Source organism: Stenotrophomonas sp. TWI1409 (assembly GCF_039673015.1).
GTDB classification, from domain to species: Bacteria; Pseudomonadota; Gammaproteobacteria; order Xanthomonadales; family Xanthomonadaceae; genus Stenotrophomonas; species Stenotrophomonas maltophilia_A.
Map to the genome: position 1 here is coordinate 1 of NZ_JBDJKU010000049.1, position 23,602 is coordinate 23,602.

Below are 23,602 nucleotides of genomic sequence, written 5' to 3' on the forward strand. Positions count from 1 at the left end.
GGTTGCGGGAGTGTCCGCGGCATGGATGCCGCGGCCAAGCCCCCATGGACGGGTTTACGGCGTCTCCCGCAACCGGACCCACCCCGCCATCTCTCGGAATGCGGCTTTTGCTTTCGCTTTTGCTTGCGCGGTAGCCTCTGCAGGTGCCGGGCGCAGCCCGGCCGAACACCCCCAACAGGCAGGCGGCGCCCGGAACAGGTACCCTATGCCGCCATCAGATAGCCAACGTGACATGACCGACGCCATCGTCGCTCCGCAGTGGGCCTCCCGCCTGCGCGACATCGCCGACTTCCCCAAGCCCGGCATCCTGTTCAAGGACATCATGCCGCTGCTCGCCCACGGCGAGGACTTCCGCGGTGCCATCACCGCGATGGCCGACCGCTGGCGCGACCAGAAGCTGGACGCGGTGGTCGGCATCGAATCGCGCGGCTTCATCCTCGGCGCCGCGATGGCGCTGGAACTGGGCGTCGGCTTCGTGCCGGTGCGCAAGCCGGGCAAGCTGCCGGGCCAGGTGCTGCGCGAGGAATACACGCTGGAATACCGCAGCGACTGCATCGAAGTGCACGCCGATGCGCTGCCGGCCGGTGCCCGCGTGGCAATCATCGACGACGTGCTGGCTACGGGTGGCACGCTGGTCGCCGCGTTGTCGCTGGTGCGCCGCCTGGGCGTTGACGTGGTCGGTGCCGGCGTGCTGGTCGAACTGGACGGTCTCGGCGGCCGCGCCCGCTGGGAAGCGGACCTGCCGCTGCACACCGAACTGGTGTTCTGATCGAAGGGTGGGTGCCAACCAAGGTTGGCATCTACCAGAGCGAATGGCCTGGAGCCGGTAGTTGCCAACCTTGGGTGGCAGCGCTGTTGCCGTTCGCTGTTCCCACAGAGTCGAGCATGGCTCGACTCTACAGGTCACCCGGTTACATCATCCGCACGCGGAAACGTCGGCCCTTGATCTTGCCGGCTTCCAGCTTGGCCACGGCCTTGTTGGCCTGCTCACGCGCGATCGCCACATAGGAGCGGGTTGGGAAGATCGCGATCTTGCCGATGAACTTGCTCGACAGGCCGGCGTCGCCGGTCAGTGCACCGAGGATATCGCCCGGGCGCAGCTTGTCGGTCTTGCCACCGTCGATACGCAGCGTGCGCATCGCGGCCTGCGGCAGCTCGGCCGGGCGCGAAGTCGCCAGCGGCGTCTTCTGCCAGTCCAGTGGCTGACCCATCTGCGCTTCGATGGCTTCGGCACGGGTCTTCTCGCGGCCGGCCACCAGGCTGATCGCCAGGCCGCTGGCACCGGCACGGCCAGTACGGCCCACGCGGTGCTGGTAGCTCTCCACGTCGGTCGGCAGCTCGTAGTTGATTACCGCCGCCAGCTCTTCCACGTCCAGGCCGCGTGCGGCCACATCGCTGGCCACCAGTACGTTGCAGCTGCGGTTGGCCAGCAGCAACAACACTTCCTCGCGGTCGCGCTGCTCCATGTCGCCGTGCAGGGCCAGTGCGGAGAAGCCGAACTGCTGCAGCGAGTTGGCCACTTCGTCCACGTCCTTGCGGGTGTTGCAGAACACCACCGCCGATTCCGGCGTGTACTTCAGCAGCAGGCCAGCCAGCGCCTTCTGGCGGTGCGCCGGTTCCACCTCGCAGAACAGATGGCGGATGGCCGGTGCCTGGTCGGCACCCTCCACGGTCACTTCCACCGCGTCGCGCAGCAGGTCACGCGCCATGGTGCGGATGCTGTCGGGGAAGGTGGCCGAGAACAGCAGGCTCTGGCGATCCTTGTGGGTGCGGCCGGCGATCTCGCGGATCGGCTCCTCGAAGCCCATGTCGAGCATGCGGTCGGCTTCGTCCAGCACCAGCGTGCGCACCGCGCCAAGATTCAGCGCGCGCTTGCGTGCAAGCTCCTGCACACGGCCAGGAGTGCCGACCACCACGTGCGGGTCGTGGCCTTCCAGCGACGCCAGCTGCGGGCCCAGCGGCACACCGCCGACCAGCAGCAGCAGCTTCAGGTTGGGGATGCCGGTGGCCAGCTTGCGGATCTGCTTGCCGACCTGGTCGGCCAATTCGCGGGTCGGGCACAGCACCAGCGCCTGCACGCGGATCAGGCTGGGGTCGATGGCCTGCAGCAGGCCGAGGCCGAAGGCGGCGGTCTTGCCGCTGCCGGTCGGCGCCTGTGCGATCACATCGCGGCCATCCAGGATGGCCGGCAGGCTCTGCGCCTGCACGGGGGTAAGGGTGGTGTAGCCGAGGGCATCCAGGCCGGGCTGCAGGGCCGGGCTCAGCGGCAGGGTCGAGAAGTCAGTCATGGCGCATTGTACCCGTCCGCGCGGCCGCTCCCGCCTAATGGGGTGGGTCGGATCCCTTTCCGCAGGAAAGGGCTCTGACCCCCAATTGGAGCCGCCATCCACGCATGGCGTGGATCTACTGGTGGGTGCCGACCTTGGTCGGCACGCTCCTGCTCAGCCAAGCACCGCCAGCACGCCCTGGTGGATCGCCAGGCCCCCGAACAGCAGCCAGGCGAACAGGATCAGTGCCAGCAGCAGCGGCTTCAGGCCGGCCTGGCGCAGCGCCGAGACGTGGGTGGTCAGGCCCAGCGCGGCCATCGCCATCGCCAGCAGCACGGTATCCAGCTGCACCAGCCCCGCCTGAAGGCCGGCCGGCAGCAGATGCAGCGAGTTGAACCCGGCCACCGCCACGAAACCAAAAGCGAACCACGGCACCACAATGCGCGCCTTGCTGCCATCGGCGCTGGCCTTGCCGCCACGCGCCAGCCACAGCGACAGCGCCACCAGGAACGGTGCCAGCAGCATCACCCGCACCATCTTGGTGATCACCGCCGTGTCAGCCGCCGCTTCGTTGACCGCGCGGCCAGCGGCGACTACCTGTGCCACTTCATGCACCGTCGCGCCGGTGAACAGACCGTACTGGCGCGCGTCCATTGCCAGCCAGCCGTGCGACTGCACCAGCGCATACAGGGCGGGATACAGGAACATCGCCAGCGTGCCGAACACCACCACTGTCGACACCGCTACCGTGACCTGCGCAGCACGGCCGCGCACCACTGGTTCGGCGGCCATCACCGCCGCCGCGCCGCAGATCGCGCTGCCGGCACCGATCAGCATTGCCGCCTCACGCTCCATCTTGAACACACGCACGCCCAGCCAGCAGGCCAGGCCGAAGGTGCTAGCCACCACCAGCACGTCCATCAGCACGCCGCTGACGCCGACATGGCCGATGTCCTGGAAGGTCAGGCGCAGGCCGTACAGCACGATGCCGGCGCGCAGCAGCCAGTGCTTGGAGAAGCCGACACCGGCTGCGCTGCTCGGCGCCAGCCGCGGATAGAGGGTGTTGCCGACCACGATGCCGGCGACGATGGCCACTGTCAGCGCGCTCAGACCGTGCGCCTGCAGCCAGGGCAGCTCGGCCAGGTACAGCGACGCTGCCGCGATCAGACCCACCAGCAGCAGGCCGGGCAGGCGCGGCTGCCAGCGTTGGCGCAGGGCGGGCAGGGACCAGGGGGAGAGAGCGGGGGCGTTCATGGCAGGGGCAGGGCTGGAGTGATGGGGCAAGCGTGCGCCTCTGTCGCTGACCTGTAAAACGAATAATATGGGTGAAACCTACCCATCAAGAAGGTAAGTGCCATGCGCCTGACCTTGCGCCAGCTGCAGGTCTTCGTCGCCATCGCCGACCATGGCAGCACCACTGCTGCCGGCCAGGCCATTGCGCTTTCGCAGTCGGCCAGCAGCGCCGCCCTGCAGGAGCTGGAAGCGCACTTCGGCACGCCCCTGTTCGACCGCATCGGCCGCCGCCTGGCGCTGAATGGCCACGGCCGCGCCCTGTTGGAACCCGCGCGCACGCTGCTGGTCAACGCCGCCGACCTCGAGCGCCAGCTCGCCGCCGGCGGTGACCCGTCGCAGGGCGCGCCACTGCGGCTGGTGCTGGCCGCCAGCACCACCATCGGCAATTACCTGCTGCCCCCACGCATCGCCGATCTGCTGCGCCAGGCGCCACAGGCCGAGGTCGACCTGCGCATCGACAACAGTGCCGGCGTTGTCGCCGCCGTGCAGCGACTGGACGTGGACGCCGGCCTGATCGAAGGCCCGTGCCACGAGCGCGGCCTGCAGGTCACCGCCTGGCAGCAGGACCCGCTGGTGATCGTCGCCGCCACCGATGCCCCCGCGCGCTGGTCGCTGGACGAACTGCGCCGCGCACGCTGGCTGCTGCGCGAACCGGGCTCGGGTACCCGCGAAGCGGTGGAGCAGGCCTTGTTGCCGCACCTGCGCGGTTTCGCGCAGACCCTGCAGCTGGGCAATACCGAAGCGATCAAGCAGGCCGCCATCGCCGGGCTCGGTCTGGCCTGTCTCTCGCGTCATGCGCTGGAAGAGCCGCTGGCCCTCGGCCGCCTGCGCGTGCTTGAGACCCCGTTGCCCGCCCTGCAGCGCACCCTGTGGCTGGTACGGCATCCCGGCAAGCAGTGGCTGCCGGGGTTGCAGGCGTTGCTGGGGGAGGTGGGGTAATCCATCAGAACCCCAGTTGATTCCATCCATCGACACTTCTTGTAGTGCTCATCCACGCATGGCGTGGATCTACTGTGTCGACCAGGGTCGACACCCACCAGAGCAGAATGCCGTTCCGACAGATCGCGGGATCCACTCCGCCATCCCGCAGGAAACCCGCTTTTGACGTTGCCGTTGAGGTTGCCGGCCAGCGGCCGGCACTACCGCGGGTGCCGGGTGCAGCCCGGCCGACGCCCCCAACCGGTACAATGGCCGGATGCCTCTGATTACCCTACAGAACGTCGACTTCAGCGTCGGCGGCCCGTTGTTGCTGGAAAAGGCCGAACTGTCGATCGAGCCGGGCGAACGCATCGCCCTGATCGGCCGCAACGGCGCCGGCAAATCCACCCTGCTCAAGCTGCTGTCCGGCGACCACAAGCCCGATGACGGCGAAGTGCGCGTGCAGCAGGGCGTGCGTGTCACCCGCCTGGAGCAGGAAGTGCCGCACGGCGCTGCTGGCTCGGTGTTCGACGTCGTCGCCGATGGCCTCGGCGAACTGGGCCAGTGGCTGGCCGAATTCCACCACCTCAGCCATGCCGAGGTGTTCGATGGCGAAGCGCTCGGCAACGTGCAGGCCAAGATCGACGCCGCCAACGGCTGGGGCCTGGACCAGCGCGTCAGCGAAACCCTGACCAAGCTCGACCTGGACGGCGAGGCCGAGTTCGGCCGCTTGTCCGGTGGCATGAAGCGCCGCGTGCTGCTGGCCCGCGCGCTGGTGTCCAGCCCCGACGTGCTGCTGCTGGACGAACCGACCAACCACCTGGACATCGAGGCCATCGACTGGCTCGAAGCGTTCCTGAAGGGCTGGAGCGGCAGCGTGGTGTTCGTCACCCATGACCGCCGCTTCCTGCGTGCACTGGCCACCCGCATCGTCGAGATCGACCGCGGCCAGGTCACCAGCTGGCCGGGCGACTGGGCCAACTACGAGCGCCGCCGCGAGGAACGCCTCAACGCGCAGGCGCAGGAAAACGCCCGCTTCGACAAGCTGCTGGCGCAGGAAGAAGTCTGGATCCGCCAAGGCATCAAGGCCCGGCGTACCCGCGATGAAGGCCGCGTACGCCGCCTGAAGGCGATGCGCACCGAACGCTCGCAGCGCCGCGACCTCAGCGGCAACGTCAAGATGGAAGCCGCGCAGGGCGTCAGCTCCGGCAAGAAGGTCATCGACGTCAAGGACATTTCGTTCGCCTTCGGCGAGCGCACCATGGTCCGTGACTTCAGCACCACCATCCTGCGCGGCGACCGCATCGGCCTGATCGGTCCCAACGGCAGCGGCAAGACCACGCTGCTGAAGCTGCTGCTGGGCGAATTGCAGCCGCAGAAGGGTGAAGTCAATCCCGGCACCAATCTGCAGATCGCCTATTTCGACCAGTACCGCGCGGTGCTGCGCGAAGACTGGAGCGCCATCGAGAACGTGGCCGAGGGCCGTGATTTCCTCGAATTCAACGGCAAGCGCAAGCATGTGCATGCCTACCTGCAGGACTTCATGTTCACGCCGGAGCGCGCGCGTGCGCCGATCACCCGCCTGTCTGGCGGTGAGCGCAACCGCCTGCTGCTGGCCAAGCTGTTCGCGCAGCCGTCCAACCTGCTGGTAATGGACGAACCGACCAACGACCTCGACGTGGAAACCCTGGAGTTGCTGGAAGAGCTGCTGGGCGAGTACACCGGCACGCTGCTGCTGGTCAGCCATGACCGTGACTTCATTGACAACGTGGTGACCTCCACGCTGGTGATGGAAGGCGACGGCGTGATCGGTGAGTACGTGGGTGGCTACAGCGACTGGCAGCGGTACGCCAGCAGCATTGCCGCCGCGCCGGCGGTGGTGGCTGCCGCCAAGCCAGCCGCAGCTGCACCTGCTGCAGCGGCCGCTACGCCGGCCGCGCCCAAGCGCAAGCTGGCCTACAAGGAAGCACGCGAGCTGGAGCAGCTGCCGAAGACCATCGAGAAGCTGGAAGGCGACGTCGAAGGGCTGACCTCGGCGATGAACGACCCGTCGTTTTACACCCGCAGCAGCGCTGAAGTGGCGGCGCACACCCAGCAGCTGGCCAAGGTGCAGGCCGAGCTGGATGCGGCGTACGCGCGCTGGGAAGAGCTGGAAGGCTGAGCGTCTGCCACGGCCGTCTCGCCCGGCGGGCGGCTGTGGCTTTTGATCTGATTCCGCCTTGAAGCGAGCCGAGCACCGCAGGTCCGGCGAGGGCGAAGAGGCGCGGGTGTCTGAGCGTAGCGAGTTCCCGCGCCGTCCCTCGGTGGGCCGAGGAGCGCAGGGTGCCGGTGCGCAGCATCGGCTCGCGGACGGCGGAGCGTTTCTTTTGGTTACTTTTCTTTGCGCGCAAAGAAAAGTAACGCCCATGAACGCCTCAGATTGCAGCAGTCATGATCCGCGCAGCGTGGTCATTTAACCCCGTGCAGATCCCGCAGCTGGCTCGGCCGGCTGCCGAAGTACGCGGCCAGATCGGCGATGTCCTGATCACTCAGGTCCTTCGCCTGCGGCGTCATCAGCGCATGCTGGCGGTCACCGGCACGGTAGGCCTGCAGCGCATGCGCCAGGTAATCACCGTACTGCCCACCCAGCTTCGGGTAGGTCGCATCGATCGGCGCGTTGCCGTCGGCGCCGTGGCAGTCGATGCAGCTCTGGTTGGTGGCCTTGCTCTTCACCTTGGCGCGGGCTTCACCGGCGGCCTCGCGGCCTGGTGGCAGGCCGGCAGAGGATGAAGAACCGTGTTCGCCGCTGGCATGGCCCGGGTCGGCGGCGGATTTCTCGCTGTTTTCCACCTGCGACTGTGAACAGGCGGCCAGCAGCAGGGCAACGGACAGGGCGATGGCGTGACGCATCGGATGCGCGGCTTTCGACATGGGCGGGCCTTACTTGACGGTGGACAGGTAAACAGAGAGATCGGCGATCTCCTGTTCGCTGAAACTCATCGACTGCGCCTGCATCGTCGGATGCCTGCGCTTGCCCTGGCGGTACTCGGTCAGGGCCTGGGCCAGGTACTGCTGGGTCTGGCCGCCGATCTTCGGCACCCGGTAACTGGGGTAGGCGTTCTTGTAGCCGGTGATGCCATGGCACCCCTGGCAGGTGTAGGCCAGGACACGGCCATTGTCGAAGTTGCCGGTGGGAGCGGTGGCCTGCGGCGCGGCGGCGGGCGCCGGAGCCGGGGCGGGTGTGGCAGGAGCAGGAGCGGGCTGTGCGGCGGCCCCAAGGGGCAGGAGGACGGCCAGAGCGAGACAAGCGGCGAGCGGCTGCGGGCGCATGGTGTCGTTTCCGGGGATTCGGGTCTGGTCGTTCCGGCGTGGGGTACGGAACGACCCGAGTATAGCCCCAGGTTTCATCTAGCTGAAATGGGGGGCGGGCCGACCAGCGGCACGAAGACACCATGACCTTTGGGATATGGTGTTGCCGTGAAGTGGTGCATTACTTTGCTACCACACCTGTCCACGCATCCTCCAGGGATCTGACGATGTCGCACCCAACCTTCCTGTCCGGCCGTCGCAGCGGAATCTGCGCTGCCGCACTGCTGATCTCCACCTCCCTGCTGCTGGGCGGTTGCGCCGCAGGGCCCAATTCCGAAGCCAAGGCCGCCGAGACCAAGGAGGAGAAGAAGGTCGATGCGGTCCCGGTCGAAGTGGCCGTGGCCAGCCACCGTGCTGTCGCGGCCAGCTACACCGGTACCGCTGCGCTGGAACCACGCGCCGAGTCGCAGGTGGTGGCCAAGACTTCCGGCGTGGCGCTGGCGGTGCTGGTCGAAGAAGGCCAGCGGGTCACCGCCGGCCAGCCGCTGGTGCGGCTGGACCCGGACCGCGCTCGGCTGGCTGTGGCGCAGAGCGAAGCGCAGATGCGCAAGCTGGAAAACAACTACCAGCGCGCGCAGAAACTGGTGGGCCAGCAGATGGTCAGCGCCGCCGACGTCGACCAGCTGCGTTACGACCTGGAAAACGTACGCGCGCAGTACCGCCTGGCCACGCTGGAACTGTCCTACACCACGGTGGTGGCGCCGATCTCCGGCGTGATCGCGTCGCGCTCGATCAAGACCGGCAACTTCGTGCAGATCAACACGCCGATCTTCCGCATCGTCGACAACTCGCGGCTGGAAGCCACCCTCAACGTGCCCGAGCGCGAGCTGGCCACCCTGCGCGCCGGCCAGCCGGTGACGCTGGCTGCCGATGCGCTGCCGGGCCAGAGCTTCACCGGCACCGTCGATCGCATCGCGCCGGTGGTGGATTCGGGCAGCGGTACGTTTCGCGTGGTCAGCGCCTTCGATGGCGCCGCACATGCGCTGCAGCCCGGCATGTTCGGGCGCATCCGCATCGATTACGACCAGCGTGCCGATGCGCTGGTGGTGCCGCGCCTGGCGCTGCTCGACGATGGTGAGCCGGCGGTGTTCCGGGTGCGCGAAGGCAAGGTCGCACGCGTTCCGGTCAAGCTGGGTTACGCCGAGGGCCCGTGGGTGGAGATCCGTGATGGCCTGGCGGCCGGTGATCAGGTGGTCACCGCCGGCAAGGTCGCCCTGCGCGACGGCACCGCAGTGCAGGTGATCGCCGATCCGAAGGCAAAGCCGAAGACGGTCGCAGCGGCCGCCAAGCCGGCAGACAAGGCCGGGAGCACGCAATGACCGCCCCGGGCCACGACCACGGTGCCTCGCCGGCGAGCGACGGCGCCGCCGCCGGCATGCGCGGCGGCCTGGTGGAATTCGCCACCCGCCGTCGCGTGACTATCGCCATGTGCACGGTCACGCTGCTGCTGTTCGGCCTGATCGCGCTGGGCAACCTCAAGGTCAACCTGCTGCCCGACCTGAGCTACCCGACGCTGACCGTGCGCACCGAGTACACCGGTTCGGCGCCGACCGAAATCGAAACCCTGATCACCCAGCCGGTTGAAGAAGCGGTCGGCGTGGTCAAGAACCTGCGCAAGCTGAAGTCGGTCTCGCGCACCGGCCAGAGTGATGTAGTGCTGGAGTTCGCCTGGGGCACCAACATGGACCAGGCCAGCCTGGAGGTGCGCGACAAGATGGAAGCGCTGAACCTGCCACTGGAGGCCAAGGCCCCGGTGCTGCTGCGCTTCAATCCGTCCACCGAGCCGATCATGCGCCTGGTGCTGTCGAACAAGGTGGCGCCGACCAGCGATGCCGATGCGGTCCGCGAGCTGACCGGCCTGCGCCGCTATGCCGATGAAGACCTGAAGAAGAAGCTGGAGCCGGTCAGCGGCGTGGCGGCGGTCAAGGTCGGCGGTGGCCTGGAAGACGAGATCCAGGTCGACATCGACCAGCAGAAGCTGGCCCAGCTGAACCTGCCGATCGACACCGTCATCAAGCGCCTGAAGGACGAGAACATCAACATCTCTGGCGGCCGCCTGGAGGAGGGCTCGCAGCGCTTCCTGGTGCGCACCGTCAACCAGTTCGCCGATCTGGAGGAGATCCGCAACCTGCTGGTCACCACCCAGGCGTCGAACGGCAGCGCGGCCGACTCGGCGTTGCAGCAGATGTTCAACATCGCCGCGTCGACCGGTTCGGCGGCAGCCATCGCGGCAGCATCGGCGGCGCAGAGCGCATCGTCCGGCGGTGGTTCCAGCGTGGTCGCCAACGGTGTGCCGGTGCGCCTGAAGGACGTGGCCACCGTGCGCCAGGGCTACAAGGAGCGCGAAGCGGTGATCCGCCTGGGCGGCAAGGAATCGGTCGAACTGGCGATCTACAAAGAAGGCGACGCCAATACCGTGTCCACCGCCGAAGCGCTGCGCAAGCGCCTGGAGCAGATCAAGGGCACGTTCCCGTCCGATGTCGAGATGACCACCATCGAGGACCAGTCGCGCTTCATCGAGCACGCCATCGCCGACGTCAAGAAGGATGCAGTGATCGGCGGCCTGCTGGCGATCCTGATCATCTTCCTGTTCCTGCGTGATGGCTGGAGCACGTTCGTGATCAGCCTGTCGCTGCCGGTCTCGATCATCGCCACGTTCTTCTTCATGGGCCAGCTCGGCCTGAGCTTGAACGTGATGTCGCTGGGCGGTCTGGCACTGGCCACCGGCCTGGTGGTGGATGACTCGATCGTGGTGCTGGAGAGCATCGCTAAGGCCCGCGAGCGTGGCCTGGGCATCCTGCAGGCGGCCATCGCCGGTACCCGCGAAGTGAGCATGGCGGTGGTCGCCTCCACCCTGACCACCATCGCGGTGTTCTTGCCGCTGGTGTTCGTCGATGGCATCGCTGGCCAGCTGTTCCGCGACCAGGCGTTGACCGTGGCGATCGCCATCGCGATCTCGCTGCTGGTGTCGATGACCCTGATCCCGATGCTGAGCTCGCTGAAGGGACGGCCGCCGCTGGCGTTCCCGGAAGAAGCGCCGAACGAACCGTGGCAACCGCAGAACCGCTGGCAGAAGCCGGTGGCACTGGGCCGTCGTGGTGCCGTGGCGACTGCGCGCTGGAGCTTCTACGCGCTGGCCTGGCTGGTGGTGCGGGCGTGGCGTGGCGTGGTGGCGGTGGTGGGCCCGGTGATGCGCAAGGCCAGCGATCTGGCGATGAAGCCCTATGCCGGTGCCGAGCGCGGTTACCTGCGCCTGCTGCCGAGCGCACTGGCGCATCCGGGCAAGGTGCTGGGTGTCGCCTCGATCATCTTCGTGGCGACCATGGCGCTGGTGCCGATGCTCGGTGCCGACCTGATCCCGCAGCTGGCGCAGGACCGTTTCGAGATGACGGTGAAGCTGCCGGCCGGCACGCCGCTGAAGCAGACTGATGCACTGGTACGCGAGCTGCAGCTGGCGCACGGCAAGGGCGAGGGCGTGGCGTCGCTGTACGGTGTCAGCGGCAGCGGCACCCGCCTGGATGCCAGCCCCACCGAGAGCGGCGAGAACATCGGCAAACTGACCGTGGTGATGGAAGGCGGTGGCAATGCACGCACCGAGGCCGAGATCACCGAGCGCCTGCGTGACACCATGGGCCAGCATCCGGGGGCACAGGTCGACTTCGCGCGGCCGGCGTTGTTCAGCTTCTCCACGCCGCTGGAAATCGAGCTGCGCGGGCAGGACATGGCCACGCTGGAAGTGGCCGGCCAGCGCCTGGCGGCGCTGCTGCGCGGCAACGCGCACTACGCCGACGTGAAGTCCACGGTGGAAGAGGGCTTCCCGGAAATCCAGATCCGCTTCGACCAGGAGCGTGCCGGTGCACTGGGCCTGACCACGCGCCAGATCGCCGACGTGGTGGTGAAGAAGGTGCGCGGCGATGTCGCCACCCGCTACAGCTTCCGTGACCGCAAGATCGACGTGCTGGTGCGTGCACAGGAAGGCGACCGCGCCAGCGTGGAGAGCATCCGCCGGCTGATCGTCAATCCGGGCAGTACCCGTCCGGTGACGCTGGACGCGGTGGCCGAGGTGGTGGCTACCACCGGCCCCAGCGAGATCCATCGCGCCGACCAGACCCGGGTGGCGGTGGTGTCGGCCAACCTGCGCGACATCGACCTCGGCGCGGCCATGCGCGAAGTGCAGCAGATGGTCGCCGAGCAGCCGCTGGGTGCGGGTGTCGGCCTGCACATCGGTGGCCAGGGTGAGGAGCTGGCGCAGGCGGCGAAGTCGTTGATCTTCGCCTTCGGCCTGGCGATCTTCCTGGTCTACCTGGTGATGGCCTCGCAGTTCGAATCGCTGCTGCACCCGTTCGTGATCCTGTTCACCATCCCGCTGGCGCTGGTCGGTGCGATCCTGGCGCTGATGCTGACCGGCAAGCCCATCTCGGTGGTGGTGTTCATCGGCCTGATCCTGCTGGTCGGCCTGGTCACCAAGAACGCGATCATCCTGATCGACAAGGTCAACCAGCTGCGCGAGGCCGGCGTAGCAAAGCACGAGGCGCTTGTGGAAGGCGCGCGCTCGCGCCTGCGGCCGATCATCATGACCACGCTGTGCACGCTGTTCGGCTTCCTGCCGTTGGCGGTGGCGATGGGTGAGGGCGCTGAAGTGCGCGCGCCGATGGCGATCACCGTGATCGGCGGCCTGCTGGTGTCGACCCTGCTGACCCTGCTGGTGATCCCGGTGGTGTACGACCTGATGGACCGTCGTGGCGATGCGTATTACCGCGAACGTGGCCGCAAGCATGCCGGTGAGATCGAGCCGGGTGCAGCGGACAGTGCGGCGGGTGCGGAGGAACCGGCATGAGTGTGGCCGAGTTCTCCATCCGCCGTCCGGTCACCACCATCATGTGTTTCGTGTCGCTGGTGGTGATCGGCCTGATCGCTTCGTTCCGGTTGCCGTTGGAAGCGCTGCCGGACATCTCCGCGCCGTTCCTGTTCGTGCAGATTCCGTACACCGGCTCCACCCCGGAGGAAGTGGAACGGACCATCATCCGTCCGGTCGAGGAGTCGCTGGCGACGATGACCGGCATCAAGCGCATGCGCTCGTCGGCCACCTCCGAAGCGGCGCTGATCTTCATCGAGTTCAGCGACTGGGACCGCGACATCGCCATCGCCGCCTCCGATGCACGCGAGCGCATCGATGCGATCCGCAGCGACCTGCCCGACGACCTGCAGCGCTACAACGTGTTCAAGTGGTCCAGCAGCGACCAGCCGGTGCTGAAGGTGCGCCTGGCCAGCACCACCGACCTGACCACCGCCTATGACATGCTCGACCGCGAGTTCAAGCGGCGCATCGAGCGCATTCCCGGCGTGGCCCGTGTCGACATCACCGGTGCGCCGCCGAACGAGGTGGAGATCGCCATCGATCCGAACCGCCTCAACGCGCACGGCCTGAGCATCAATGAACCGAGCGAGCGCCTGCGTACGCTGAATTTCTCGATCTCGGCCGGGCAGATCGACGACAACGGCCAGCGCGTGCGCGTGCAGCCGGTGGGCGAGATCACCGACCTGCAGGAAATGCGCGATCTGGTGATCAACGCCAAGGGCCTGCGCCTGGGCGATATCGCCGATGTGCGCCTGAAGCCGGCGCGGATGAACTACGGGCGCCGCCTGGACGGCAACCCGGCGGTTGGCCTGGATATCTTCAAGGAGCGCAGTGCCAATCTGGTGGAGGTGTCGCGCGCGGCACTGGCCGAGGTTGAATCGATCCGTGCCGAAGCGTCGATGCGCGACGTGCAGATCAAGGTGATCGACAATCAGGGCAAGGCGGTGACCTCCTCGCTGCTGGAACTGGCCGAGGCCGGTGCGGTCGGCCTGATCCTGTCGATCACGGTGCTGTTCTTCTTCCTGCGCCATTGGCCGTCCACGCTGATGGTGACCCTGGCCATTCCGATCTGCTTCACCATCACCCTGGGCTTCATGTACTTCGTCGGGGTGACGCTGAACATCCTGACCATGATGGGCCTGCTGCTGGCGGTGGGCATGCTGGTCGACAACGCCGTGGTGGTGGTGGAGAGCATCTACCAGGAACGCGAGCGCATGCCGGGGCAGCCGCGGCTGGCCTCGATCATCGGCACCCGCAACGTGGCCATCGCGCTCAGTGCCGGTACGCTGTGCCACTGCATCGTGTTCGTGCCGAACCTGTTCGGCGAGACCAACAACATCAGCATCTTCATGGCGCAGATCGCGATCACCATCTCGGTCTCGCTGCTGGCCTCGTGGCTGGTCGCGGTCAGCCTGATCCCGATGCTGTCCGCGCGCATGGCCACGCCCAAGCTGGTGCACTCGCAGACCGGCCTGATCGCGCGGCTGCAGCGCCGCTACGCCAGGCTGCTGGACTGGTCGCTGCACCATCGCGGCTGGAGCCTGCTCGGCATCGTGCTGGTGGTGCTGGTCAGCCTGGTGCCGATGAAGCTGACCAAGGTCGACATGTTCGGAGGGGATGGCGGCAAGGACATCTTCATCGGCTACATGTGGAAGGGCGCCTACACCTATCGGCAGATGTCCGAGGAAGTGGCGCGCGTGGAGAACTGGATCGACGCCAACCGCGAGCGCCTGCACGTCAAGCAGGTGTACTCCTGGTACAGCGAGCAGGAAGGCAGCTCCACCGTGGTCACCCTGGACGAGAAGTACGCCAAGGACATCAAGGCGCTGCAGGAAGAACTGCGCAAGGGCCTGCCGAAGTCGGCCCGCACCGACTACTTCGTCGGCAACCAGGGCGGTGATGGCGGCGGTGGCGGCAACCAGGGCGTGCAGGTGCAGCTGGTCGGCGACTCCAGTTCGATGCTGCAGGAGATCGGCCAGGAAGTGGTGCCGCTGCTGGCCCAGCGCACCGAGCTGCGCGATGTGCGCATCGACAATGGTGAGAAGGGCGGCGAACTGAAGGTGCGCGTCGACCGCGAGCGTGCGGCGGCGTTCGGCTTCAATGCCGAACAGGTAGCCAGCTTCGTCGGCCTGGCGCTGCGCGGTGCACCGATGCGCGAGTTCCGCCGTGGCGACAACGAGGTGCCGGTATGGGTGCGCTTCGCCGGCGCCGAGCAGAGCAGCCCGGAAGACCTGGCCGGCTTCAGCGTGCGTACCGGCGATGGCCGCAGCGTGCCGCTGTTGAGCCTGGTCACCGTCGATGTCGGTTCGTCAGCCACCCAGATCGGACGCACCAACCGCCAGACCACGCTGACCATCAAGGCCAACCTGGCCGAGAAGGTCACCGCGCCGGATGGTCGCAAGGCGATGGAGTCGGTGCTCAAGCCGATGAACTTCCCGGCCGGTTATGGCTTCACCTTCGATGGCGGTGACTACGGCAACGACGACGAAGCGATGCAGCAGATGGTGTTCAACCTGCTGATCGCGCTGGTGATGATCTACGTGGTGATGGCGGCGGTGTTCGAGTCGCTGCTGTTCCCGGCGGCGATCATGAGTGGCGTGCTGTTCTCGATCTTCGGCGTGTTCTGGCTGTTCTGGATCACCGGCACCTCGTTCGGGATCATGTCCTTCATCGGCATCCTGGTGCTGATGGGCGTGGTGGTGAACAACGGCATCGTGATGATCGAGCACATCAACAACCTGCGGCGCGGCGGCATGGGACGCACGCAGGCGCTGGTGGAGGGCTCACGCGAGCGATTGCGGCCAATCATGATGACCATGGGCACGGCGATCCTGGCGATGGTGCCGATCTCGCTGACCAATACGCAGATGTTCGGCAATGGCCCGGAGTACGCGCCGATGGCGCGCGCGATTGCCGGCGGCCTGGCGTTCTCCACGGTGGTCAGCCTGCTGTTCCTGCCGACCATCTATGCGGTGCTGGATGACCTGCGCAATGCCGTGACGCGGTTGATCCGCCGCGCGCGTGGAGTGGAAATGGTAGAGCCGGGCGCTGCCCGGCTGTAATGCACATCAACGTGTTGTGGTGTGGGGGAGGCCGGTCGTAGTGGGGCGGCCTCCCCCTTTTTTTGCCGGGCATGGCGTGCCAACCAAGGTTGGCACCTACCAGAGCGCAGTCGAGCTTGGCTCGACGCTACACGGAACAATCAACCCGCCACCTTGCCCCACACCTTGAACGTGGTCAGCCACAGGCCGAGCATGCTGCCGATGTTGGTCAGCATGAAGGTCAGCACCACGCGGGTGACGCGGTTGCGATACCAGCCCTTCAGGCTTTGCGCATCGTCGCGCAGCTTCAGGAAGTCCTCATACGCCGGCTTGCGCAGGCGCGCTTCCACCAGCGCCGAGAATGCGCCGGTCGGGATGCTCAGGCGGAACGGCTTGAACGGCGCCACCGCGATCGCGGTGAGGATGCTCAGCGGATGGCCGCCGGCCAGCAGGCAGCCCAGGCCGGCGAGGCCGCCGGTATACATCGCCCAGGTCGCCAGCAGTTCGGTGCCCACGCCCAGGCCACCGCGGTAGAAACCTACGCCGATGCCGGTCGCCACGATGGCCAGGATGCCCAGCGTGAACCACGGAATGTTGCGCTTCTTCGGCACCGCTTCCAGCTCGGCGCGCAGCGGTGCCGGTGCTTCGGTGTCGGTTTCCAGGTAGCGGGCCAGCCCGGCCAGGTGACCGGCACCCACCACCGCCAGCACTTCACGCTGCTGCGGGTCGTGTTCCTCGCGCAGGCGCGTGGCCATGTAGCGGTCACGCTCGCCGATGATGGTCTCGTACAGCGCCGGGCTCTCGCTGGCGAACTCGCCGAAGCTCGACTCCAGCATGTCGCCCTGCTTGAGCTTCTCGATCTCGTTTTCGCCCACTTCCTCGGATGAGAACAGACCTGCGCCAAGCCCGGCGACCAGCTTCAGCTTGCCGAAGAAGCCCAGCCGTTGCGAGGCACGGCGGAAGGTCAGGCCGACTTCACGGTCGATCAGGTGTACCGGCAGGTTGCGCTCGCGCGCCAGTTCCACCGCGCGCTTCAGTTCGGCGCCCGGCTCGATGTCGAGCTGTTCGGCCAGGCGGCGCTGGTACGCGGACAGGGCCAGGTTGGCGGCGAACAGGGCCACGCGGCCCTTGCGGATCACTTCGACCAGATCGAGCTTGGCCAGTGTGTCCGGATCGCTCAGCGCCTGCAGGCGCTGTGGGTCCAGTTCAACGGCAACGGCATCGAAGCGGCCGCTGTCGATGGCTTTTTCCACCGCCTCGACGCTGGCGCGGGAGACGTGGGCAGTGCCCAGCAGGGTATAACGCACGCCGTCGCGTTCAACGACGCGCACCGGCTGGCCGGCGAACAGGTCGTCGCCGGTTTCGAGAAGGGTTTCGGTCATGGGTTCATTCATTGGAAGGTGCGGTGTCGGCGCCATCGCCGAGCGCGCGCTGCATCTGCACGGTATCCAGCCAGCGGCCGTGCTTGCGGCCAAGGCCACGGAACACGCCGACCAGCTCGAAGCCGAAGCGTTCGTGCAGCTTGATCGACGCGGCGTTGGTCGGTTCGCCGATCACGGCCACCATCTGCCGGTAACCACGCGCCACGCAGGCATCGATCAAGGCCTGCAGCAGGCCGGTGCCCACGCCCTGGCCCTGGAACGCGGCATCGACGTAGACCGAGTTCTCCACGGTCCACTGGTAGGCAACGCGGGTGCGGTAGGTGTTGGCGTAGGCATAGCCGGCCACCTGGCCGTCGATCTCGGCGACCAGGTAGGGGAAGCCGCGATCGATGATGTCGCGCATACGGCGCAGCATCTCGGTCGCGTCGGGGATGTCGTACTCGTAGGTGTTGACGAAGTCGGTCACTTCCACCGCGTAGATCGCGGTGATCGCGGCGATGTCGGCCGGGCCGGCATCACGGATGAGGACGGCCATGCGCGGGCTCCGGCTCAGTCGATGTAGCGCTTGAGCAGGTCACCGTACGCGTCGATGCGGCGATCGCGCAGGAACGGCCAGATGCGGCGCACGTGCTCGCTGCGCTGCAGGTCGACATCGCACAGCAGCACGGTGGCGTCAGTGCCGGCTTCGGCCAGGAATTCGCCCTGCGGGCCGAGCACGTGGCTGTTGCCCCAGAACTGGATGCCCGACGCGCCCAGTGGCGATGCCTCGTGGCCGACGCGGTTGCAGCTCAGCACCGGCAGGCCGTTGGCCACGGCGTGGCCGCGGTGACTCAGCACCCAGGCGTCGCGCTGGCGGGTCTTCTCGTCCTGCACGTCGTCCGGGTCCCAGCCGATCGCGGTCGGGTACAGCAGCAGCTCGGCGCCGGCCAGCGCCATCAGGCGTGCCGCTTCCGGGTACCACTGGTCCCAGCACACCAGCACGCCGAGGCGACCCACCGAGGTATCGATCGGCTTGAAACCGATGTCGCCCGGGGTGAAGTAGAACTTCTCGTAGAAGCCCGGATCGTCCGGGATATGCATCTTGCGGTACTTGCCGAGCAGCGTACCGTCCTTCTCGAACACCACGGCGGTGTTGTGGTACAGGCCGGCAGCACGGCGCTCGAACAGCGAGCCGACCAGCACCACGCCATGCTTCTTCGCCAGCGCGCCCAGGCGCTCGGTGCTCGGGCCCGGAATCGGCTCGGCCAGGTCGAACTCGTCCACCGATTCGTGCTGGCAGAAGTACGGGCCGTTGTGCAGTTCCTGCAGCAGCACCAGCTTGGCACCCTGCGCAGCCGCCTCGGCCACGCGTGCTTCGATCACCGCCAGGTTGGCGGCGGCATCACCGTGGTTGCGCTCCTGGATCAGGGCGACGGTAAGGGGGCTGCGCGAGTTCATGCGGGGCGTTCCTGCGGGGGAAAACCTGCATGTTAGCGCGGATGGGCGGCGACGGCGTGTCGCGCGCTGAATGGGTGCTGGTAGTGCCGGCCGCTGGCCGGCAACCCCGTCAATCCATCAGGCATTGCATGGTTGCCGGCCAGCGGCCGGCACTACCCATCCTCAGGCCTTCAACAACCCGGCCGGCAGCTGCATGGTGATGCAGTGCAGGCTGCCGTTCTGCCAGATCAGCGAGCGGCAGGGCACCTGCACGATCTCGCGGCCCGGGTGCGCCTGCGCCAGTACATCGCGGGCCAGGTCATCGGCCGGATCGCCATAGGCCGGCATCAGCACCGCGCCGTTGACGATCAGGTAGTTGGCGTACGAGGCAGCCAGGCGACGGCCTTCGTCGATCACCGGCTGTGCCCACGGCAGCGGGAACAGGCGGTACGGCTGGCCATCCTTGGTACGCAGCGCGGCCAGCTCATTGCCCATCGCCTGCAGTTCGGCGTAGTGCGAGTCGCTCTCGTCGTCGCAGGCCTGGTAGACGATGCTGTCAGCCGAGGCGAAGCGGGCGAGGGTATCGATGTGCGCGTCGGTGTCGTCGCCTTCCAGGTAGCCGTGGTCCAGCCACAGCACGCGGTCCTGCTGCAGCCAGTCGGCCAGGTCGGCGCTCAGGCTGGCGCGGTCGCGGTCCGGGTGGCGCTCGTGCAGGCACTTCCAGGTGGTCAGCAGGGTGCCTTCGCCATCGGTTTCGATGCCGCCGCCTTCCAGCGCGAACGGAATGCTGCGCACCGGTGCGTCGTTGAACACGCCGGCCTGGTCGAGCACGCCCACCAGCTGGTCATCCAGGGTGGCGTCGAACTTGCCGCCCCAGCCGGTGAAGCGGAAATCCAGCAGCTGGAAGCCGCCGTCGGCACGGCGCAGGGTGATCGGGCCGGAGTCGCGCAACCAGGTATCGTCGTAGGCCGCCGTGGTGAAGTGGACCTTGTCCATGTCGATGCGGTTGGAGCGCAGCCGCATCTCGGCATAGGTCTCCACATCGTCGTCGGCCACGCAGATCAGCACCGGCTGGAAGCGGGTGATGGCCGCGACCAGCGCGATGTAGGTCTCTTCCACCTGGCCCAGGCGGTCGGCCCAGTCGGTGTCGGCGGTGGGCCAGGCAATCAGGACGCCGCTCTGGGCTTCCCACTCGGCAGGAAAACGAAGGGTCTGGTTCATGGTCTCGCTACACAGGCCCGCCCAGGGCGGGTAAAGGGATCAACGGATCGGCGGTTTCGGGCCGATTTCGTTCGGGTCCGCCTGGTTGGCCACCACGTCGATCACCTTCTGCTTCTCGAAGTAGACGGTGAACTGCGGGTACACCCAGCGGTTGATGGTCGGCCATTGCCGCTTCTGCCCGCCACGCGGCTGCAGCTGCTCGCTCGGCGCGCCGAACTGCGCCTGTACCTGCTGCATGCTCTGGCCGCGCACGGGCAGGGCACCGGCCGGCTTCTCGCGGGCACGGTCGACAAGCAGGGTATCGGCCAGCGCCGGCGTGGCGGTGGCCAGGGTGGCCATCACGGCCAGGGCGGACAGGTAACGCTTCATCTCGATCTACTCCCCAGTGGTCAAGAAAGGCGATTACAGCAAAAACGGCAGGAAAAAGCCGCATAAACAAAAAACCGCCCGAAGGCGGCTTTTTGCATCGGGTCGGCCCCGCGTAGGGCCAGCCGCAGCCGCGAAGGCTGTTGGGCTTAGCGCTGACGCGCCTTGAAACGCGGGTTCGACTTGCAGATGACGAAGATCTTGCCACGACGACGCACGACCTTGCAGTCACGGTGACGGGCCTTCGCCGACTTCAGGGAGGACAGGACTTTCATGGCATACCTCGGCGTAAACAGTAGTTGTTCGGGTGGAGCGTGGCCGCGATATGCGAAAGACAATCGGCAGTTGACGCTCGTTCAAGCCCGCCATTCTACCGGGCTTTTCCTCGTGGTTTCAAGTGGTTGCACAAAAGATCCCGTTGGGGGCGTCTGACAGGGGCTAGAATGACCCCTTCACACGCTCTGGGAACCCCATGAATCCACTCGCTCCCGTCCTGACCATCGACGGCCCTTCAGGGGCTGGCAAGGGTACCATCAGCCGCATCATCGCGCGCCGGATGGGCTGGCATTACCTGGATTCGGGCGCGCTGTACCGGGCAGTGGGCGTGGCCGCGAGCTGGGCCGACATCGATACCTCCGATGCCTCGGCGCTGGTCCGCTGCACCTTTGATACCCACGTTCAGTTTGTCGAGCAGGGTGAAGCCATGCGGGTCATGGTGAACGGGACCGATGCCACCGACGAGCTGCGCCTGGAGACCACCGGCGCGCTGGCCTCGGCCATCGCCGCCATTCCCGAGGTCCGGGCTGCCCTGAAGGAGCGCCAGCGCGCATTCAGGGAGCTGCCCGGCCTGGTCGCCGATGGCCGCGACATGGGCACGGTGATCTTCCCGGACGCCTCCTTCAAGGTCTTCCTGACCGCCAGTGCCGAGGAGCGCGCCGAGCGCCGGCATAAGCAGTTGAAAGACAAGGGGGTTTCTGTTAACTTTGATGACCTCCTGCGCGAGATCATGGCCCGCGACGCCCGTGATGCTCAGCGTACCGTGGCGCCCCTGAAGCCGGCAGACGATGCTGTCCTCATCGACACCACAGGCATCGGCATCGCAGATGTCGTTGCCAGAGTGATGGATCTGCTTCCGGTTCCGGCTGCCTGATCCGTTCGCGCGGGAGCACTGCCAGCAGCATCGGTGGTGGTCGCGCATAGCAGTGCTGTACCAGCTCCGTCGCGCAATGATGCGTGGCGGTTTTCCTACTACACACGACCTGCGTTTCCGGGGTCGACCAACAGGCGGGCGGTCGCCATTCCCCTGAAGGGGACGCCACCGACCCATGTGTCCAACAGAGTAAATCTAATGACCGAATCATTTGCCGAACTGTTTGAAGCCAGCCAGGCCAATCTGGCCAAGCTGAAGCCGGGCGCCATCGTCAGCGGTACCGTTGTTGAAGTCCGCGGCGACGTCGTGGTGATCAACGCTGGCCTGAAGTCCGAAGGCATCGTGCCGATCGAACAGTTCCGTAACGACGCTGGCGAAATCGACGTCGCCGAAGGCGACATCGTCAAGGTCGCCCTCGACTCGATCGAGAACGGCTTCGGCGAAACCGTCCTGTCGCGCGAGAAGGCCAAGCGCGCGATGGTGTGGGACGAGCTGGAAGAAGCGTTGGAAAAGAACGAAACCATCACCGGTCGCATCAGCGGCAAGGTCAAGGGTGGTTTCACCGTGGACATCAAGGATGTCCGCGCCTTCCTGCCGGGTTCCCTGGTCGATGTGCGCCCGGTGCGCGATCCGGCCTACCTGGAAGGCAAGGAACTCGAGTTCAAGCTCATCAAGCTGGACCGCAAGCGTAACAACGTCGTGGTCTCGCGCCGCGCTGTCGTCGAAAGCGAGCACTCGGAAGAGCGCGAGCAGCTGATGGACAAGCTGCAGGAAGGCGCGATCCTGAAGGGTGTCGTCAAGAACCTGACCGATTACGGCGCGTTCGTGGACCTGGGCGGTATCGACGGCCTGCTGCACATCACCGACATGGCGTGGAAGCGCGTGCGTCACCCGTCGGAAGTCGTGAACGTCGGCGACGAGCTGGACGTCCGCGTGCTGAAGTTCGACCGCGAGCGCAACCGCGTTTCGCTGGGCCTGAAGCAGCTGGGCGAGGATCCGTGGGACAACATCGGCCGTCGTTACCCGGCCAACAGCCGCGTCTTCGGCAAGGTCTCCAACGTCACCGATTACGGCGCGTTCGTTGAGATCGAGCCGGGCGTCGAAGGCCTGGTGCACGTCTCCGAGATGGATTGGACCAACAAGAACGTCAACCCGTCCAAGGTTGTCCAGGTTGGTGATGAAGTCGAAGTGATGGTGCTGGACGTCGATGAAGAGCGTCGCCGTATCTCGCTGGGCATGAAGCAGGTTGCCGCCAATCCGTGGGAAACCTTCGCTGCCACCCACAAGAAGGGTGACAAGGTGTCGGGCCAGATCAAGTCGATCACCGACTTCGGCATCTTCATCGGCCTGGACGGCGGCATCGACGGCCTGGTTCACCTGTCCGACATCAGCTGGAACACCACCGGCGAAGACGTCGTTCGCAACTTCAAGAAGGGCGATACCCTGGACGCCGTCGTCCTGGCTGTCGATCCGGAGCGCGAGCGCATCTCCCTGGGCGTGAAGCAGCTGGAGCAGGATCCGTTCGGCCAGTACATGGCTGCCAATCCGAAGGGCTCCAAGGTCGAAGGCGTGGTGAAGGAAGTCGACGCCAAGGGCGCGATCATCGAGCTGGCTGACGGCATCGAAGGTTACGTCTCGGCACGCGACATCGCCAACGAGCGCGTTGACGACGCCACCCAGCACCTGAAGGTCGGCGACAAGGTCGAAGCCAAGTTCGTGGGCATGGACCGCAAGGGCCGTACCCTGCAGCTGTCGATCAAGGCCAAGGACGACGCTGAAATGCGCGAAGTGCTGGAGGAATACCAGTCCTCTTCGGCTTCCAGCGGCACCACCCAGCTGGGCGCGCTGCTGCGTGCACAGCTGAACGGCAACAAGTCCGAGTAATCGGCCTTACGCTGTTCGTTGTTTCCTGGACGGCCCGGGCATTGCCCGGGCCGTTTCAGGCTGAGATACCCCTGATGTGAGCCGGTAATGACCAAATCCGAACTGATCGAAATCCTTGCGCGCCGCCAGGCGCACCTGAAGGCCGATGATGTCGATCTGGCGGTGAAGTCGTTGCTGGAAATGATGGGCGGATCGCTGTCCGCCGGGGATCGCATCGAAATCCGTGGTTTTGGCAGCTTCTCGCTGCACTATCGTCCGCCGCGCCTGGGTCGCAACCCGAAAACCGGCGAATCGGTTGCCCTGCCGGGCAAGCACGTCCCTCATTTCAAGCCGGGCAAGGAACTGCGTGAGCGGGTCAGCAGTGTGCTGCCGCTGGACGCCGATCCGGCCTGAGCCTTCCGTCGCGCCACCGCGTGCGAATCCAGCCGCGAGTCGGATAAGCTACGGACTCCTGCCAC

General features: G+C 66.5%; 18 protein-coding genes and 1 pseudogene. 9 read left to right on the forward strand and 10 right to left on the reverse strand.

The features are described from left to right. The first annotated feature begins 232 nt into the window (after positions 1–232). Positions 233–769 carry an adenine phosphoribosyltransferase gene (locus ABE423_RS15275; protein ID WP_032969786.1) on the forward strand — a complete coding sequence of 179 codons (537 nt, stop codon included), beginning with the start codon at positions 233–235 and terminating at the stop codon, positions 767–769. Between the two features lie 142 nt (positions 770–911). On the opposite strand, the gene dbpA is transcribed toward ABE423_RS15275, so the two are convergent. Further along, positions 912–2,288, reverse strand: a complete 1,377-nt coding sequence (gene dbpA / locus ABE423_RS15280) for an ATP-dependent RNA helicase DbpA (RefSeq protein ID WP_049461879.1) — start codon at positions 2,286–2,288, stop codon at positions 912–914. Positions 2,289–2,441: 153 nt separating this feature from the next. Next, positions 2,442–3,521: a YeiH family protein gene (locus tag ABE423_RS15285; RefSeq protein ID WP_253144384.1), complete on the reverse strand. Its 1,080-nt coding sequence runs from the start codon at positions 3,519–3,521 to the stop codon at positions 2,442–2,444. Between the two features lie 102 nt (positions 3,522–3,623). Between ABE423_RS15285 and ABE423_RS15290 the strand changes: the two genes are divergently transcribed. Then, entirely contained in the window at positions 3,624–4,499 is an 876-nt protein-coding gene (locus ABE423_RS15290) for a LysR family transcriptional regulator (RefSeq protein WP_125895769.1), read from the forward strand. Between the two features lie 256 nt (positions 4,500–4,755). Next, positions 4,756–6,639 (forward strand): ATP-binding cassette domain-containing protein, encoded by a 1,884-nt coding sequence (locus tag ABE423_RS15295; protein WP_346486619.1) that lies wholly within the window; start codon positions 4,756–4,758, stop codon positions 6,637–6,639. 287 nt (positions 6,640–6,926) lie between these two features. On the opposite strand, the gene ABE423_RS15300 is transcribed toward ABE423_RS15295, so the two are convergent. After that, positions 6,927–7,388, reverse strand: a complete 462-nt coding sequence (locus ABE423_RS15300) for a cytochrome c (RefSeq protein ID WP_006361215.1) — start codon at positions 7,386–7,388, stop codon at positions 6,927–6,929. A 9-nt stretch (positions 7,389–7,397) separates the two neighbouring features. Then, on the reverse strand, positions 7,398–7,787 hold the full coding sequence (locus ABE423_RS15305; RefSeq protein WP_012510782.1) for a c-type cytochrome: 390 nt from the start codon (positions 7,785–7,787) through the stop codon (positions 7,398–7,400). 206 nt (positions 7,788–7,993) lie between these two features. On the opposite strand from ABE423_RS15305, the gene ABE423_RS15310 reads away from it, so the two are divergent. The 3 genes and pseudogenes from ABE423_RS15310 to ABE423_RS15320 all read left to right on the forward strand — a co-directional run bounded on the left by ABE423_RS15310 (position 7,994) and on the right by ABE423_RS15320 (position 15,746). Next, the gene (locus ABE423_RS15310; RefSeq protein ID WP_149909093.1) at positions 7,994–9,145 is read left to right on the forward strand and encodes an efflux RND transporter periplasmic adaptor subunit; all 1,152 of its coding nucleotides are present in this window, start codon (positions 7,994–7,996) and stop codon (positions 9,143–9,145) included. Positions 9,146–9,207: 62 nt separating this feature from the next. After that, positions 9,208–12,663: pseudogene (locus tag ABE423_RS15315) on the forward strand (efflux RND transporter permease subunit); the annotation flags it as partial. Beyond that, entirely contained in the window at positions 12,660–15,746 is a 3,087-nt protein-coding gene (locus ABE423_RS15320; protein ID WP_346486622.1) for an efflux RND transporter permease subunit, read from the forward strand. The pseudogene ABE423_RS15315 and the gene ABE423_RS15320, both read left to right, overlap by 4 nt. Positions 15,747–15,886: 140 nt before the next feature. Here the strand turns inward: ABE423_RS15320 and ABE423_RS15325 are convergent, their stop codons facing one another. The 6 genes from ABE423_RS15325 to ykgO all read right to left on the reverse strand — a co-directional run bounded on the left by ABE423_RS15325 (position 15,887) and on the right by ykgO (position 20,385). Next, positions 15,887–17,119, reverse strand: a complete 1,233-nt coding sequence (locus ABE423_RS15325) for a TraB/GumN family protein (RefSeq protein WP_346486623.1) — start codon at positions 17,117–17,119, stop codon at positions 15,887–15,889. After that, the gene (locus ABE423_RS15330; protein ID WP_107432020.1) at positions 17,112–17,642 is read right to left on the reverse strand and encodes a GNAT family N-acetyltransferase; all 531 of its coding nucleotides are present in this window, start codon (positions 17,640–17,642) and stop codon (positions 17,112–17,114) included. Before ABE423_RS15330 ends, ABE423_RS15325 begins: the two co-directional genes overlap by 8 nt. Before the next feature lie 14 nt (positions 17,643–17,656). After that, positions 17,657–18,544 (reverse strand): carbon-nitrogen hydrolase, encoded by an 888-nt coding sequence (locus tag ABE423_RS15335; protein ID WP_005409280.1) that lies wholly within the window; start codon positions 18,542–18,544, stop codon positions 17,657–17,659. A 162-nt stretch (positions 18,545–18,706) separates the two neighbouring features. Beyond that, the gene (locus tag ABE423_RS15340; RefSeq protein ID WP_032130076.1) at positions 18,707–19,744 is read right to left on the reverse strand and encodes an agmatine deiminase family protein; all 1,038 of its coding nucleotides are present in this window, start codon (positions 19,742–19,744) and stop codon (positions 18,707–18,709) included. A gap of 39 nt (positions 19,745–19,783) precedes the next feature. After that, a complete protein-coding gene (locus tag ABE423_RS15345; protein ID WP_125895520.1) occupies positions 19,784–20,113 on the reverse strand; it encodes a hypothetical protein in 330 nt (109 codons plus the stop codon). 146 nt (positions 20,114–20,259) lie between these two features. Next, positions 20,260–20,385: a type B 50S ribosomal protein L36 gene (gene ykgO, locus ABE423_RS15350; RefSeq protein ID WP_005409283.1), complete on the reverse strand. Its 126-nt coding sequence runs from the start codon at positions 20,383–20,385 to the stop codon at positions 20,260–20,262. Between the two features lie 197 nt (positions 20,386–20,582). Between ykgO and cmk the strand changes: the two genes are divergently transcribed. From cmk to ABE423_RS15365, 3 genes are all read left to right on the forward strand, one after another. Then, entirely contained in the window at positions 20,583–21,260 is a 678-nt protein-coding gene (gene cmk, locus ABE423_RS15355) for a (d)CMP kinase (protein ID WP_125895521.1), read from the forward strand. Positions 21,261–21,458: 198 nt separating this feature from the next. Beyond that, positions 21,459–23,144, forward strand: a complete 1,686-nt coding sequence (rpsA, locus tag ABE423_RS15360) for a 30S ribosomal protein S1 (protein WP_005416230.1) — start codon at positions 21,459–21,461, stop codon at positions 23,142–23,144. A gap of 87 nt (positions 23,145–23,231) precedes the next feature. Further along, a complete protein-coding gene (locus tag ABE423_RS15365; protein ID WP_005409286.1) occupies positions 23,232–23,537 on the forward strand; it encodes an integration host factor subunit beta in 306 nt (101 codons plus the stop codon). Positions 23,538–23,602: the final 65 nt, after the last annotated feature.

Coding starts and splice junctions, on each gene's coding strand:
- ABE423_RS15305 (WP_012510782.1), bottom strand. CDS start 7,787: ATGCGCCCGCAGCCGCTCGCCGCTTGTCTCGCTCTGGCCGTCCTCCTG.
- ABE423_RS15295 (WP_346486619.1), top strand. CDS start 4,756: ATGCCTCTGATTACCCTACAGAACGTCGACTTCAGCGTCGGCGGCCCG.
- ABE423_RS15290 (WP_125895769.1), top strand. CDS start 3,624: ATGCGCCTGACCTTGCGCCAGCTGCAGGTCTTCGTCGCCATCGCCGAC.
- ABE423_RS15335 (WP_005409280.1), bottom strand. CDS start 18,544: ATGAACTCGCGCAGCCCCCTTACCGTCGCCCTGATCCAGGAGCGCAAC.
- ABE423_RS15345 (WP_125895520.1), bottom strand. CDS start 20,113: ATGAAGCGTTACCTGTCCGCCCTGGCCGTGATGGCCACCCTGGCCACC.
- ABE423_RS15330 (WP_107432020.1), bottom strand. CDS start 17,642: ATGGCCGTCCTCATCCGTGATGCCGGCCCGGCCGACATCGCCGCGATC.
- dbpA (WP_049461879.1), bottom strand. CDS start 2,288: ATGACTGACTTCTCGACCCTGCCGCTGAGCCCGGCCCTGCAGCCCGGC.
- ABE423_RS15340 (WP_032130076.1), bottom strand. CDS start 19,744: ATGAACCAGACCCTTCGTTTTCCTGCCGAGTGGGAAGCCCAGAGCGGC.
- rpsA (WP_005416230.1), top strand. CDS start 21,459: ATGACCGAATCATTTGCCGAACTGTTTGAAGCCAGCCAGGCCAATCTG.
- ABE423_RS15365 (WP_005409286.1), top strand. CDS start 23,232: ATGACCAAATCCGAACTGATCGAAATCCTTGCGCGCCGCCAGGCGCAC.
- ABE423_RS15285 (WP_253144384.1), bottom strand. CDS start 3,521: ATGAACGCCCCCGCTCTCTCCCCCTGGTCCCTGCCCGCCCTGCGCCAA.
- cmk (WP_125895521.1), top strand. CDS start 20,583: ATGAATCCACTCGCTCCCGTCCTGACCATCGACGGCCCTTCAGGGGCT.
- ABE423_RS15275 (WP_032969786.1), top strand. CDS start 233: ATGACCGACGCCATCGTCGCTCCGCAGTGGGCCTCCCGCCTGCGCGAC.
- ABE423_RS15300 (WP_006361215.1), bottom strand. CDS start 7,388: ATGTCGAAAGCCGCGCATCCGATGCGTCACGCCATCGCCCTGTCCGTT.
- ABE423_RS15320 (WP_346486622.1), top strand. CDS start 12,660: ATGAGTGTGGCCGAGTTCTCCATCCGCCGTCCGGTCACCACCATCATG.
- ykgO (WP_005409283.1), bottom strand. CDS start 20,385: ATGAAAGTCCTGTCCTCCCTGAAGTCGGCGAAGGCCCGTCACCGTGAC.
- ABE423_RS15310 (WP_149909093.1), top strand. CDS start 7,994: ATGTCGCACCCAACCTTCCTGTCCGGCCGTCGCAGCGGAATCTGCGCT.
- ABE423_RS15325 (WP_346486623.1), bottom strand. CDS start 17,119: ATGAATGAACCCATGACCGAAACCCTTCTCGAAACCGGCGACGACCTG.